The organism is Staphylococcus sp. HMSC056G08, assembly GCF_001812305.1.
Lineage (GTDB): Bacteria > Bacillota > Bacilli > Staphylococcales > Staphylococcaceae > Staphylococcus > Staphylococcus simulans.
Window position 1 is genome coordinate 66,346 of sequence record NZ_KV808450.1, and the last position, 14,308, is coordinate 80,653.

Annotated in this window: 12 protein-coding genes; 8 read left to right on the top strand and 4 right to left on the bottom strand. The window is 36.9% G+C overall.

Annotation, left to right across the window (positions count from 1 at the left end):
* The first annotated feature begins 33 nt into the window (after positions 1-33).
* Complete coding sequence (fabI, locus tag HMPREF2846_RS04165; RefSeq protein WP_060803852.1) at positions 34-804, top strand: enoyl-ACP reductase FabI; 771 nt, start codon at positions 34-36, stop codon at positions 802-804.
* Positions 805-935: 131 nt separating this feature from the next.
* Entirely contained in the window at positions 936-2,180 is a 1,245-nt protein-coding gene (locus tag HMPREF2846_RS04170; protein WP_060803853.1) for an MFS transporter, read from the top strand.
* 78 nt (positions 2,181-2,258) lie between these two features.
* On the opposite strand, the gene cozEa is transcribed toward HMPREF2846_RS04170, so the two are convergent.
* Together cozEa and HMPREF2846_RS04180 are read right to left on the bottom strand one after the other, a co-directional pair.
* Positions 2,259-3,344 (bottom strand): lipoteichoic acid biosynthesis protein CozEa, encoded by a 1,086-nt coding sequence (gene cozEa, locus HMPREF2846_RS04175; protein WP_002480411.1) that lies wholly within the window; start codon positions 3,342-3,344, stop codon positions 2,259-2,261.
* A gap of 193 nt (positions 3,345-3,537) precedes the next feature.
* On the bottom strand, positions 3,538-5,181 hold the full coding sequence (locus tag HMPREF2846_RS04180; protein WP_070625829.1) for an alanine/glycine:cation symporter family protein: 1,644 nt from the start codon (positions 5,179-5,181) through the stop codon (positions 3,538-3,540).
* Positions 5,182-5,487: 306 nt separating this feature from the next.
* On the opposite strand from HMPREF2846_RS04180, the gene HMPREF2846_RS04185 reads away from it, so the two are divergent.
* Together HMPREF2846_RS04185 and HMPREF2846_RS04190 are read left to right on the top strand one after the other, a co-directional pair.
* Positions 5,488-6,222 (top strand): esterase family protein, encoded by a 735-nt coding sequence (locus HMPREF2846_RS04185; RefSeq protein WP_002480413.1) that lies wholly within the window; start codon positions 5,488-5,490, stop codon positions 6,220-6,222.
* Positions 6,223-6,319: 97 nt separating this feature from the next.
* The gene (locus HMPREF2846_RS04190) at positions 6,320-6,829 is read left to right on the top strand and encodes a YjcG family protein (protein WP_002480414.1); all 510 of its coding nucleotides are present in this window, start codon (positions 6,320-6,322) and stop codon (positions 6,827-6,829) included.
* Positions 6,830-7,024: 195 nt separating this feature from the next.
* On the opposite strand, the gene ltaA is transcribed toward HMPREF2846_RS04190, so the two are convergent.
* Both ltaA and HMPREF2846_RS04200 read right to left on the bottom strand, forming a co-directional pair.
* On the bottom strand, positions 7,025-8,227 hold the full coding sequence (gene ltaA / locus HMPREF2846_RS04195) for a lipoteichoic acid biosynthesis MFS flippase LtaA (protein WP_002480415.1): 1,203 nt from the start codon (positions 8,225-8,227) through the stop codon (positions 7,025-7,027).
* A complete protein-coding gene (locus HMPREF2846_RS04200) occupies positions 8,205-9,380 on the bottom strand; it encodes a diglucosyl diacylglycerol synthase (protein WP_057510810.1) in 1,176 nt (391 codons plus the stop codon). Before HMPREF2846_RS04200 ends, ltaA begins: the two co-directional genes overlap by 23 nt.
* 385 nt (positions 9,381-9,765) lie before the next feature.
* Here HMPREF2846_RS04200 and HMPREF2846_RS04205 point away from each other — a divergent pair, with 385 nt between their 5' ends.
* The 4 genes from HMPREF2846_RS04205 to HMPREF2846_RS04220 all read left to right on the top strand — a co-directional run bounded on the left by HMPREF2846_RS04205 (position 9,766) and on the right by HMPREF2846_RS04220 (position 14,129).
* Positions 9,766-11,250: a UDP-N-acetylmuramoyl-L-alanyl-D-glutamate--L-lysine ligase gene (locus HMPREF2846_RS04205; protein ID WP_057510811.1), complete on the top strand. Its 1,485-nt coding sequence runs from the start codon at positions 9,766-9,768 to the stop codon at positions 11,248-11,250.
* A complete protein-coding gene (locus tag HMPREF2846_RS04210; protein WP_023015819.1) occupies positions 11,231-11,488 on the top strand; it encodes a YueH family protein in 258 nt (85 codons plus the stop codon). Before HMPREF2846_RS04205 ends, HMPREF2846_RS04210 begins: the two co-directional genes overlap by 20 nt.
* The gene (locus HMPREF2846_RS04215) at positions 11,485-13,047 is read left to right on the top strand and encodes a peptide chain release factor 3 (protein WP_057510812.1); all 1,563 of its coding nucleotides are present in this window, start codon (positions 11,485-11,487) and stop codon (positions 13,045-13,047) included. Before HMPREF2846_RS04210 ends, HMPREF2846_RS04215 begins: the two co-directional genes overlap by 4 nt.
* A 266-nt stretch (positions 13,048-13,313) precedes the next feature.
* The gene (locus tag HMPREF2846_RS04220; protein ID WP_002480420.1) at positions 13,314-14,129 is read left to right on the top strand and encodes a TerC family protein; all 816 of its coding nucleotides are present in this window, start codon (positions 13,314-13,316) and stop codon (positions 14,127-14,129) included.
* Positions 14,130-14,308 lie beyond the last annotated feature (179 nt).

A 14,308-nucleotide genomic window follows, 5' to 3' on the forward strand; every position in this document is an offset into this window, starting at 1 on the left:
TTGAATCATTAATTGAGTAAAAGGAGCGTTTTCATGTTTAGTTTAGAAGGAAAAACATACGTTATTATGGGAATTGCGAATAAACGCAGTATTGCTTTTGGGGTAGCCCAAGCTTTAGATGAATTAGGAGCAAAACTAGTCTTTACATACCGTAAAGAACGTAGTAAGAAAGAATTAGATAAACTTGTTGATCAATTAAATCAAAAAGAACATCTTACGTACCAAATTGATGTTCAAAGTGATGAAGAAGTAATCGATGGATTCAAAAAAATCGGTGAAGATGTAGGCCAAATTGATGGTGTCTTCCATTCTATCGCATTTGCGAATGTTGAAGACTTACGCGGTCGTTTCTCAGAAACTTCAAGAGAAGGTTTCTTACTTGCGCAAGACATCAGTTCTTATTCATTAACAATCGTTTCAAGAGAAGCGAAAAAATTAATGCCTGAAGGCGGCAGCATTGTTACTACAACTTACTTAGGCGGAGAATACGCAGTACCTAACTACAACGTAATGGGTGTTGCGAAAGCCAGCTTAGAAGCAAACGTGCGTTATTTAGCATTAGACTTAGGTCAAGACAATATCCGTGTTAATGCTGTTTCTGCAGGTCCAATTCGTACATTAAGTGCGAAAGGTGTTGGCGGTTTCAACACAATCTTAAAAGAAGTTGAAGAACGTGCACCATTAAAACGTAATGTTGATAAAGAAGAAGTCGGCAAAACAGCTGCTTTCTTATTAAGTGATTTATCAAGTGGTGTAACAGGAGAAAACATCCACGTTGACGCTGGTTTCCACGTAATTAAATAATCATACTCAGCATAGCCCACTATGATAGTCCAAGACTAAAATAGTGGGCTATTTTTTTAATTCGGCTATTCAATTCTTTAAATGAAGTGTATGATAGTTACGGGAATAAAATCAAAAGTGGGTGGACAAGGATGACAGAAAAGATTCATCAACAAGATAAGTCGTATTCAAATAAAATTCTAGCTTCTTCAATGCTTGGATTCGGGCTAGAGAATATGGACATTATGTTTTTAGCCTTTGCGCTATCAAGTATTATTAATGAGTTCCATATCAGTTCTGCAGAAGCCGGTTTAATCGCTTCGATTACGAACTTCGGTATGTTGTTCGGAGGTATTATTTTTGGCGTGCTTGCAGACAAGTATGGTCGTATTCGTATCTTTACATACACGATATTTATTTTTGCGATAGCAACCGCATTACTTTCAGTCTCTTCTAATATTTATATGGTCTATATTTTAAGATTCATTGCCGGTATGGGCGGCGGTGGAGAATTCGGTATCGGGATGGCGTTAGTGGCTGAAGTGTTTAAGAAACAACGTCTAGGCCGTGTTTCTTCAGTGGTCGCAATCGGAGGTCAAATCGGCGCATTGATTGCTGCGCTGTTAGCTGCCGCAATTTTACCGCATCTCGGTTGGCGCGCGCTCTTTTTAATCGGTGTGGTACCTGTGATTTTAGCATTCTACATTCGTCGTAATTTAGATGAAACAGAATCATGGAAACAAGCAAAAGCAAATCGTACGTTAGAAAAGAAAAATCAATCGCCAATCGGTTTATTATTTAACACGAAACATATGGCACATACGACAATCGCATTAACGATTATGTCGAGTGTACAAGTTGCTGGGTATTTTGGTTTAATGAACTGGTTGCCGTCAATTCTTCAAAAACAACATGGCTTAAGTGTTTCTAACTCATCACTTTGGACCATCAGTACGATTGTTGGTATGAGTTTAGGTATGTTTGCGTTCGGACAAATATTAGATCGCTTCGGTGCCAAACTTTCTTATACGATTTTCCTTATCGCATCAGCTGCATCTGTCTTTATTTATGTCTTTGCGCAAAGTGCAGTCGCATTACTGATCGGTGGGGCCTTTGTCGGCTTCTTCGTTAACGGTATGTTCGCAGGCTATGGAGCAGTTATCAGTAGTTACTATCCAACACATATTCGTAGTACAGCGAATAATGTCGTCTTCAATATTGGACGTGCATTAGGTGGCTTATCACCGATTGCGATAGGGTATTTAATGGATCATTACGGCATGAGTACAACAATGATTTTCCTTGCCTGTCTTTATATGATTTCACTTGTGATGATGTTATCGCTTAGAAATATGCCATTGAAAGGCAGAAAAGCGATGCGCGCGAATCAAGCATAATCTAAAAGTAAATAAGTCTTATCAATGTAAAAAGCGTTCAACTTCATTTTAGAGAGTTGAACGCTTTTATAATACTCGTTAATCTTTAACTTCACTTTGTGCTTTCCGCATAATATCTTGACGGTAAACAAAGATATTACGGACGACTGTTTTAATCACTGCGTATAATGGAACCGCAACTAAAATTAAAACAAATCCGCCTAGGTTACCAGCCGCTAAGATAACAATGATAATCGTAAGCGGGTGAATGTTAAGTGATTTACCCATAACATTCGGTGTAATGACATTACCTTCTAATTGTTGGGCAACGAGTGTTACCACACAGACCCAAATAAATGCTGTCGGACTTTGAATAATTCCGATGATTGCGGCAGGTAAGAAGGACATCCACGGTCCTAAGAATGGAATCATGTTTGCGACACCAGCGAATAACACAAGTAAAAGTGTATATTCTAAACCGATAATTGTATAACCAATGTAAAGAATAATTCCTAAAATCACACTCACTGTGACTTGGCCTTGAATGTATGATTGTAATGTATAGTTCACATCTTTTAATAAGTTAGTTACAAATACTTTACGGTCACCATTGAATAATTTAGCCACTGAAGGAATGAACTTCTCGTGGTCTTTCAACATGTAAATTAAGAAGAATGGCACCATAATCAGTAAGAATAGTGTAGAGATAATTTGAGAGACAATCGCAATCGAATTAGATAGGATATTTGTCACATTATCTCCGAATGATTTTACAACTTTATTGATGCGATCTGTTACATCATTAGGAAGTTTATCCATTTGGTCTAGTGTATATTGTATGATTCCTTGAACTTCTTTTTGAAGTTGCGGTGCTTGTTTAATCAACCCGTTAATTTGGTTAGCGATGAGTGGCGCAACGACTGTAATTGCAGTTGCAGTTAAGCCGATTAAAATCACAAAGATAATCGAAATACTGCCCCAACGCGGAACTTTGCGTTTTTCTAAAAACTTTTGAAGCGGTAAAAAGACATAAAATAAAAAACCGCTTAAGATAAATGGTAAAATGACTGATTGAATAATGATAATCAGCGGTTTAAAGATAACATGTACTTCCATAATCAATCTGATTAATAGAAATAATATCAATAACATGATTCCCGTTCGGAACCACACCTTATTTAGCATTGATGATGTCCTCCTAAAGAAATAGACTTATAAACCATTATAGACTAAATTAAGTTATTGAAAAAGTCATATTTCTGTAGAAATGTAGATTATTTCCTGAGAAAATTTATGATTATTTCTATGAAATACAAAAGAGGAAACGGTATACGCTTCCTCTTTTTAATCTATTTCAATTGTTTATGTCTATCTCATTTTAAACTTCTTCCAAGTTATTTTGTGGTGGGAGCTTTTTATTTTTAGCACCTTTTTCTTTGGCAACTGCTTCATCTTCATTGAAATGTGCATCCTTTAAACGTTTCGGATAGTCTTCAAGCCAGAATGTCGCAGTTGGCAATTTGTTTGGATCTGGTTTGTAAATCGCGAAGTTACCAGAACCTTTTTGTTTCATTTGGAACTCGTAATCTTTTAAAGCGTCAACCGCAGGGCGATGGAGTATCCAAATCGCAATAATATTAAGCCATGCCATCATACCTACACCTAAGTCACCCATACTCCAAGCAACATCAGCTGTTTTAATTGAACCATAGAAAGCTGCGAAAATTAACGCAAAACGTGCAACTGTGAACCAAATTTTTGTCGTAAAGACTGAACTGTTTCTTGTCATATACGCAATATTTGTCTCTGCGATGTAGTAATATGCGAGTATTGTTGTGAAAGCGAAGAAGAATAATGCAATCGCAATAAAGTATGAACCGATACCAGAGAAAGCAGGATCAAAGTGATAGCTGCCGCCTTGTAAGGCTTTATCGATACCTGCTTGTGCGTACATTGCTGTACCTGAGTAATCTTTCGTACCGTCAGCATTTTGAACATAGATACCATTATCTTTGATTAATTCCGGAATACCACCTGGCTTTAAATTGCCGTTTGTTGTATTATATGTGCCTGAAATTAAGATGATTAATGCTGTTGCTGTACATACGAATAATGTATCGACATATACTGAGAATGATTGAACTAAACCTTGTTTGGCTGGGTGAGAGACTTCAGCTGCAGAAGCGGCGTGTGGTCCTGTCCCTTGTCCAGCTTCGTTTGAATACAAACCACGCTTTACACCGATTTCAATCATGGCACCGAAGATACCACCAAACGCTGCTTGCATACCGAATGCTGATTTAAAGATTAATCCAAATAAAGCAGGTACGGCTTGGATATTGATAATAATAATAAAGACTGCCATTAAAATATAAAGAATAGCCATGAATGGTACGACTGCTGTCGCAACATTAGCGATCCATTTAACACCGCCGAAAATAATCAGACCTAAAATGACCGCAATTGTAACTGCGACAATCCAGTTTGGAATTTGGAACGCGTTGTTCATTGAACTTGCGATTGCGTTAGATTGTACCCCTGGTAATAACAAGCCTACTGAAATAACCGTTACAATCGCAAAGACTAAACCGTAAATTTTACCTAGACGTCCTTTAATCCCATATTCAATGTAGTAGGCGGGACCACCTCGATATTCACCTTTTTCTTCTCGTTTGAAGATTTGACCTAATGTTGATTCGATAAATGCACTGCTGGCACCTAAAAATGCGGTTACCCACATCCAAAAGACTGCACCCGGACCCCCAATAAAGATAGCTGTAGAAACGCCGACGATATTCCCCGTACCGACACGTCCAGCTAAAGAGAGTGCAATCGCTTGGAAACTTGAGATTCCAGTCGGTGATTTTTCACCGTGGAACATTAAACGAATCATCTCTTTAAAATGCCTGACTTGAAAGAATTTCATCATCAAAGAAAATAAAATCCCCGTAATCAATAGACCATAAACAAGCGGTTTACTCCACACAATTTCATTAAACCAAGCTACAAAACTTTCTAGCATAATGATTTCCCCCTTAATAAAGCGAAAAAAGAAAACGCTTACATTTTACCCCTAAAAAATAAGCGTATTATGTTCCGCTACTGTATGTGTTTCGACATGCATCAGTGACATTGATTTTTTTCAATTATACTTTGAATAAAAGTTCCATGCAACACTTTTAATGAAAATAAACATTAAACTTTACAAATAAATACTTATAGGATTAATCGGAATGGCACAATAAAGCTAGTTAATATCTAGCTTATTACCCAATGCGCATAAAAATTGTTAAACTAGAGTTAAATTTAACAATAAGGAGAGAGTATTGTGAGTGAACTAGAACCAGGTGTTGTGACTCAAACACAATTTCATAGTGACATTTTAGAACGTGATATTACGTTATCTATCTACTTACCTAAAAATTATTCACCATTATTTAAATATAAATTAGTGTTTTGTTTTGATGGTTTAGACTTCTTTCGTTTCGGACAAATTCATCGCGTCTATGAACGCTTAAGAGAAGATGAACAAGTAGAACGCGCCATTTTCATTGGTTTCCATTATGAAACCGTGGATAAGCGGAGAGAAGAATTTTCACCGAATGGCAGCCGTGCACCTTTAACTGTCAAAGCAATGGGACAAGAGTTGTTACCGTATATCGATAAAACATTTCCGACATTTAAAGTAGCGAATGGACGTGTGTTGTTAGGTGACAGTTTAGCAGGATCAATCGCGTTAATGACGGCACTTTCATATCCGCGCTTATTTAATCAAGTCGGTATGTTCAGTCCGATGTTTAATGAAGTCGTCGATTTACTCGCAAATCGTTGTCAGTTTATTGATCAGTTAGATATATGGCAAGCGGTTGGTAAAGAAGAAATTGACTTTGCGTTGCCGACTACAGGTGAACGTGCGGATTTCTTAACACCAAATCGTGAATTAAAAGACTTGTTAGAGAAGTTTAATGTTACACATTATTATGAAGAATTTGATGGGGGACATCGTTGGAAGTACTGGAGAAAGCTAATGGAACCCTTACTTTTATACTTTTTAGCAGAGTAAACCATTCAGTAAATTCTGTAAAGTCACAGTTTTTGGTAACGATTTCATAGAATGTTTGCTATAATGGCCATATAGTTCAATCTAAGGAGGAATTCAAATGATTTTAGGGTTAGCATTAATTCCATCAAAAACATTCCGTGAAAAAATTGATGCATATCGTAAACGTTATGATGAACGCTATGCGCAAATCCCACCTCATATTACAATCAAAGATTCATTTGAGGTTGAAGATAATGATTTTGACAGCGTGAAAGAAGATATTCAATCACGTATAGAAGGCATTGCGCCACTTCACATTCATGCAACGAAAGCATCAAATTTCGCACCTGTAAATAATGTGATTTATTTTAAAGTTGAAAAAACACCTGAATTAGAAGAATTAGATAATCGCTTCAATAATGGTGATTTTTACGGCCAACCAGAACATTCATTTGTTCCGCATTTTACAATTGCTCAAGGTTTAACAAGCCAAGAATTCGAAGATATCTTTGGACAAGTTAAACTGGCTGGTATTGATTACGAAGAAACAATTAGTGAGTTGACATTATTGAAATATAATAATGAAGCTGACAAATGGGAAACAATCGACACATTCAGTTTCAAATAAGCTATGAAGTGTATGAAAGATCTCACAGCATTTCAGTGATAAAAAGTACGAGGCTGAGACATTGTGATATTGAGGGCTCGATAGTGTAGATGTTACTATCTATTTTCAATGTCTTAACCTCTTACTTTTAAATACATATACAAAAAGGCAGCCGATTCAGACATAGAATCGGCTGCCTTTTTATGACAACTTACATTATTTTGTTGGTTGTTGTTTTTGAATACGCAGGAAATAAATCCCATAGAAAATGGCTAAGAAGACGAAGACGCCTCCTGAGAAGTAGAACGTCATATTCAAGTTATTCGTAAATTGATAAAGCATTCCACCGATAAGTGGGCCAATCATAGCACCGACGCCTTGGATGCTGTTAAAGACACCCCAAGTTTCTTCTTGTTCATCTTGCTTAATGAACTTAGCCATGAACGTATTCCAAGCTGGTAATAAAAAGCCATACATTAAACCAATAAACAGTGCGACACCCCACACAAGGTAGATCTGTGTAATGAGTGAAAGACTAAATATGGCAAGTGTATATAATACAAAGCCTGTAAAAATCGCACTGAACATAAATTTATTACCATGATGATCGATGATTTTTGATAAGAATAGCATGGATATAGCGCAACCGACACCACCAATAATCAAAGCTGCCGTATATTCAACCATACTAACTTTTACCACTTTTGTTGCGTAAGTCGGTAAAATCGGTACAAGTGCACTGATTGAAGCACCTTGTAAGATAATACCTGGAAATAGGACACCATTTGAATGTGCCACACGTTTAATTTGCGCAAGTTGTTCTTTTAAACGACGTGTTTTGTAGTTAGTGAGACGGATTTTAACAAAGTAATAAAGTATCCAAGCTACTAACACAACGAGTGCCATTAAGAACGTAAAGTGTGTTGGATGTACTTTAACAATCAGCAGCATGCCAATCATACCTGCTAATAAACCAAATAGCCATGCGAAATAAACATGGCCCATTTGTTTACCACGAGATTCATCACGTACACTAGATAGCATAATGACCCAAATTGGGCTTGAAGCGACACCTAGTAAGATGGAACTCATAATTAAAATAATGGCATTATAAGGGAACCAAATCACTAAAAACAAACTGCCGAAAGCCAGTAAAAAGCCGAGTGTCAATACTGGTTTCGCACCGAATCGTTTTAATAAGAAGCCGACAACAAAGTTTGTTGCGGCATCAGAAATATAATGAATGGAAACTGCAGCTGAGGTTACACCGACAGCTACTGAAGAAACAGTAGGTAAGAACGGAAGGTAACCTAAGACAAACATGCCTCGTGCGAATTCCATAAAGAACAATATAAACAACATAATTATGAAATTACGTTTATAGTTTGCGTTGTATTTACTTGAGGAAGAGCTTTGCATATAATGGTACCTTTCCATAAATTTCTTCTGTTTGTGAAGATTCATCTAAGAGATGAAGTAAGTCTCGGCATAATTTATAGGTAGGGTATTTGACTTTTAAGTCTTGCATACGAGCAACCATTGTATCTAGTTCTTTTTCATCTTGTGTTAAATCTGTAATTAAAGCAATTGCTTCTTCTGTTGTGTCCGCCACTTTACCCATGCCTTTAGACTCAAAGTAAAGTGCATTTTCTAACTCTTGACCTGGTGCTGGATCTAAGAAAATCATCGGCACTTTACGTGCAAGCGCTTCTGATATCGTAATACCGCCAGGCTTAGTAATCATAAGGTTAGAGGCTGCCATCCATTCGTTCATATGATGTGTATAACCTAAAATCAACACATTATGATTGCCTTTAAATTGATGCTTTAAATTACGTTTTAATTCTTTATTGCGTCCGCATACCATTACAACTTGTGTTTCTGGCGTACGTTCTAAAATATCGGCAATCATTGATTCAAAGCCTTTAGATACACCAAATGCACCCGCAGACATTAAAATAGTAGGACGGTTAGGATCTAAGCGATTTTGACGCATCCAAGCGTCTTTATCAATGTCTTCTTCAAATTGTGATGAAATTGGAATACCTGTAACTTTTATAATATCTTGTGGTACGCCGATATCTTTAAATTCTTGTTTTAAGTCTTCTGTAGCGACATAGTAACGTGAAGAGTGGGGCGTTACCCAGTTTTTATGTAAGCGATAATCTGTCATTACCGTCGCAATCGGGATATTCATATTAAATTGTTCTGTTAAAACAGACATGACCGGCGTTGGGAATGTCAGTAAAATCAAATCAGGTTTTTCTTTAATCAACAAATTGATCAATTTGTTTAAACCGTAATATTTGTAAAAACATTTATCAATGTCTTTTGGGCGGCTATAGTAAAAGCGTTTGTATGAATTTCTGAAATATTTAAAACTATTGATATAATACTTTTTGCAAATGGATGTTAAGATGGGATGTGCTTCTAAAAATAAATCATGTTCAATCACAGATAAGTGTTTAAGATTCATTTCATTTAATTGATTCACAACGCTGTTCGTCACTTGCAAATGGCCGTTCCCGAAAGAACCTGTAATTATCAATATCTTCTTATTTTGAGTAACCATGAAACCAGCCACCCTCCAGTTAGTAGATTTAATGTTGTCTATGTGAAGCTAATATATAGAATATATTGCTTTGTCTACAGTGTAACGTATGTTGCAGCCAGATTAAATAATATTGACGCTAACATCACTGAATTATAACACTTATTCACAGAGTATAAAAATATTTTCATACTTTCTTAACATTTGGTTCAATGAAAAAGAGATTCGTGATTTGTAAATTGTGCTTCTCTTATATAGGAAGTATTTGAATTTAATATGTAATTGACAGCGTAATCGATATATTAATAACGTAGAAAAATGTACAATAGAAAATGAACTCACGCATCTAGATTTCTAAAGAAAAAATGTATAATATAGTAGTATTGGAAAAGAAGGGGCGATCGATGTGAAAGCGAACGAATTGTTCGAAAAGATAAAATCGAAACAAGTACTTGGCAGTTTAGATAGAGAAGTAGATGATGTAACAACAGATTCTCGTACTGCAAAAGCAGGCAGTATTTTTGTAGCTTCAAAAGGCTATACAGTAGACAGCCATAAATTTTGCCAAAATGTAGTTGAACAAGGCTGCAAAGTGATTGTAGTAGAACGTGAACAACAATTAACAGGCGATGTGACACAAGTGATTGTGCCGAATACAAGACGTGTCGCAAGTTTGATTGTACATAAATTATATCAATATCCGAGCGAAAAATTGGTAACGTATGGTGTGACTGGTACGAATGGTAAAACATCTATTGCAACGATGATTCACCTAATTCATCGTAAATTAGGAAAAGGCAGTGCTTACTTAGGCACAAATGGATTCCAAATCAATGAAACAGTCACAAAAGGTGAAAATACAACACCAGAAACTGTGACATTGACGAAGAAAGTACATGAAGCAGTAGATGCGGGTGCTGAAGCCATGACATTAGAAGTATCAAGTCATGGTTTAGCTTTAGGTCGTTTAAGCGGTGTTGAATTTGATGTTGCTGTTTTTTCAAACTTAACACAAGACCATTTAGACTTTCATGGCACTATGGAAGCATATGGTCACGCGAAGTCACTCTTATTCAGCCAATTAGGTGAGGATTTAAGTAAAGAAAAATATGCAATCGTCAACCAAGATGATGCATTCTCTGAATACTTGAAAACCGTAACACCATACGAGGTATTTACGTATGGTATTCATAATAAAGCACAATTCCAAGCTGAAAATATCAAAGAATCATTAACAGGTGCTTCATTTGATTTTGTGACACCAGACGGTACATTCCACGTGGATTCACCTTATGTCGGTCAATTCAACATTTCAAATATTATGGCAGCGATGACGGCAGTTTGGAGTAAAGGTACACCAATGCAAGACATCGTGGACGTAGTCAGCCAATTAGAACCGGTTGAAGGCCGTTTAGAAGTGTTAGATCGTTCACTACCAATTGATTTAATCATTGATTATGCCCATACGACAGATGGTATTGAAAAGCTGATTGATGCGGTTAAACCGTTTGTGAAACAAAAATTCATTTTACTTGTCGGTATGGCAGGAGAACGCGATTTAACGAAAACACCAGAAATGGGCAGACAAGCAAGTCGTGCAGATTATGTTATCTTTACGCCGGATAATCCAGCGAATGATGATCCGAAAATGTTAACACATGAATTAGCTAAAGGTGCGACACATGACAATTATGTAGAGTTTACGGATCGTGCTGAAGGAATTCGTCATGCGATTGAAGTTGCAGAACCAGGCGATACTGTTGTATTAGCTTCAAAAGGACGTGAGCCTTATCAAATTATGCCAGGTCATGTTAAAGTACCACATCGTGATGATTTGATTGGTTTAGAAGCGGCTTACAAGAAATTTGGAGGTGGCCCTTCTGAAGATTAGGACACTTCAAACGATAGAAGGTGCAATCGTCTATAGTTATACAGATGAAACAATGCAGAACCAGCTCATTGCGGTTCCTGATATGAGTTGGTCTGCGTTGATAGATAAAAAGGAGTCAGCAGAAGATGTAGAAGAAGACTTAGTAATGGAACTATTTAACTTAATGGATGAAGCTGAAGCGGAAAGCTTAGCGCACGAACTGACTTTAATTCTATTTGATAAAGGAGACGAAAGATGAGTATAAAGGATGAAATTGAATCCAGAAAAACCTTTGCGATTATTTCTCACCCGGATGCCGGGAAAACCACTTTAACTGAAAAACTGTTGTTATTTGGCGGTGCCATTCGTGAAGCAGGGACGGTTAAAGGGAAGAAATCTGGGAAATTCGCAACAAGTGACTGGATGAAAGTGGAACAAGAACGTGGTATCTCAGTAACAAGTTCTGTGATGCAGTTCAACTATGATGATTTTAATATTAATATTTTAGATACACCGGGGCATGAAGACTTCTCGGAAGATACGTATCGTACGTTAATGGCAGTCGATAGTGCTGTGATGGTAATTGACTGTGCCAAAGGGATTGAGCCTCAAACATTAAAACTCTTCAAAGTATGTAAAATGCGTGGTATTCCTATCTTCACTTTCATCAACAAACTGGATCGTGTTGGTAAAGAACCTTTCGAGTTGTTAGATGAAATTGAAGAAACTTTGAATATTAAAACGTATCCGATGAACTGGCCTGTAGGTATGGGTCAAAACTTCTTCGGTATTATCGATCGTGAAGATCGTACGATTGAACCATTCAGAGATGAAGAACACTTATTGCATATCAATGAAGACTATGAAATTGAAGAAGAACATCCAATTACAAACGATAGTACCTTCGCACAAGCAATTGAAGAGTTTATGTTGGTGGAAGAAGCGGGCGAAGAATTCGATAACGAAATGATGTTAGCAGGTGAATTAACACCTGTATTCTTCGGTTCAGCATTAGCAAACTTCGGTGTACAAAGCTTCTTAAATGCTTATGTAGACCATGCACCGATGCCTAATGGCCGTTTAACAAAAGACGAAGAAGAAGTGAGTCCATTTGCGCCTGACTTCTCAGGATTTATCTTTAAAATCCAAGCTAACATGGATCCTAAACACCGTGACAGAATCGCATTTATGCGTATTGTCAGTGGCGCATTTGAGCGTGGTATGGACGTGAAGCTACAACGTACAAATAAAAAACAAAAAGTAACACGTTCAACATCATTTATGGCGGATGATAAAGAAACAATCAACCATGCAGTTGCGGGAGATATTATCGGTTTATATGATACAGGTAATTACCAAATCGGCGATACATTAGTCGGTGGCAACCAAAAATTCAGTTTTGAAGATCTGCCACAGTTTACACCCGAACTCTTTATGAAAGTATCACCGAAAAACGTAATGAAGCAAAAACACTTCCATAAAGGTATTGAACAATTGGTACAAGAAGGTGCCATCCAATACTACAAAACATTGCATACCAACCAAATTATTTTAGGTGCTGTAGGGCAACTGCAATTCGAAGTTTTCGAACACCGTATGAATAATGAATATAATGTCGATGTGATTATGGAACCCGTTGGCCGCAAGATTGCACGTTGGGTTGAAAATGAAGAAGATATCCAAGATAAGATGAGTACAGCGCGTTCTATCTTAGTACAAGACCGCTATGAACAAAAAGTATTCTTGTTTGAAAATGAATTTGCGACGCGTTGGTTTGAAGAAAAATTCCCTGAAATTAAACTTTATAGTTTATTATAGGTATCCAATGGGGTATAATTATTTTAAATAAATGAATACCTATGACAGTCATGTCAGAGGGGAGTAACTTACGAAGTTGGATTCAATTCCGCTTCAACATTCTTATCGTCATTACGAAATGCATAGACATTTCCGGTAAAATGGAGTCCGTACAAACAGCTATGGATTCAAGTGAGACCTTTGCTATTTATTTAGCATAGGTCTCTTTTATTTTGTCCACGTTTTTTAGCCAGACGATTGAATTATTTTGAAGGAGTGGTCATTGAATGGATCCGAGTTTAATTTTATCCTACGGATGGGTATTGCTCGTACTCGTATTTTTAGAAGGATTACTTGCTGCGGATAACGCAGTGGTTATGGCAGTAATGGTAAGACATTTACCGCCTGAGCAAAGAAAGAAAGCACTATTTTACGGTTTATTAGGAGCCTTTATCTTTAGATTCTTATCATTATTCCTAATCAGTTACTTAGTAAACTTCTGGTTTATCCAAGCAGCTGGTGCCGTTTATTTACTATATATGTCAGGACGGAATTTATATCAATTCTACAAATCCAAAGGTCATGGACCTGAACAACCAGAAGGTGATGATCATCACTATGATGAGCACGGAACTGAAAAGAAAGTCAGCCCGAAAGCCTTTTGGAGTACTGTTGCGAAAGTCGAATTTGCGGATATTGCCTTTGCGATTGACTCAATGCTTGCAGCAATGGCTATTGCCTTCACGTTGAAACCAGTTGGTATTCATTTCGGCGGTATGGACTTAGGTCAATTTGCAGTAATGTTCATGGGTGGTATGATCGGTGTTATCTTAATGCGTTTTGCGGCAACTTGGTTCGTAGAACTATTAAATAAATATCCTGGTCTTGAAGGTGCAGCCTTTGCGATTGTCGGATGGGTTGGTATCAAATTAGTGGTACTTGTTCTTGCACATCCACAAGTTCATTTAATTCCAGAACATTTCCCACATTCAACATTATGGCAAATCATTTTCTGGGGTGTCATGATTGGACTTGTTATCTTTGGTTGGTTATCATCTTTACGCCACAACAAAAAGAAAGCAAAAGAACAATCAAATTCATAATACAATATGCAATGACAAACCGTTTATCTTTATTGATTCAAAAGATAGACGGTTTTCGTTTTATCTTCAGATTGAAGTAGAAGAAAAAATCCTCTAAAATTTTTAGTGAAAGCACTAAGTTTACAAGAAAATTACAATAGATTGTGTCATAATAGATAAGAAAGATTGTAGTAGAGGAG

What these genes read in the sequence shown, in the direction of transcription:
- fabI (WP_060803852.1), top strand. Translation starts at nt 34, where the DNA reads ATGTTTAGTTTAGAAGGAAAAACATACGTTATTATGGGAATTGCGAAT.
- HMPREF2846_RS04170 (WP_060803853.1), top strand. Translation starts at nt 936, where the DNA reads ATGACAGAAAAGATTCATCAACAAGATAAGTCGTATTCAAATAAAATT.
- cozEa (WP_002480411.1), bottom strand. Translation starts at nt 3,344, where the DNA reads ATGCTAAATAAGGTGTGGTTCCGAACGGGAATCATGTTATTGATATTA.
- HMPREF2846_RS04180 (WP_070625829.1), bottom strand. Translation starts at nt 5,181, where the DNA reads ATGCTAGAAAGTTTTGTAGCTTGGTTTAATGAAATTGTGTGGAGTAAA.
- HMPREF2846_RS04190 (WP_002480414.1), top strand. Translation starts at nt 6,320, where the DNA reads ATGATTTTAGGGTTAGCATTAATTCCATCAAAAACATTCCGTGAAAAA.
- ltaA (WP_002480415.1), bottom strand. Translation starts at nt 8,227, where the DNA reads ATGCAAAGCTCTTCCTCAAGTAAATACAACGCAAACTATAAACGTAAT.
- HMPREF2846_RS04200 (WP_057510810.1), bottom strand. Translation starts at nt 9,380, where the DNA reads ATGGTTACTCAAAATAAGAAGATATTGATAATTACAGGTTCTTTCGGG.
- HMPREF2846_RS04215 (WP_057510812.1), top strand. Translation starts at nt 11,485, where the DNA reads ATGAGTATAAAGGATGAAATTGAATCCAGAAAAACCTTTGCGATTATT.
- HMPREF2846_RS04220 (WP_002480420.1), top strand. Translation starts at nt 13,314, where the DNA reads ATGGATCCGAGTTTAATTTTATCCTACGGATGGGTATTGCTCGTACTC.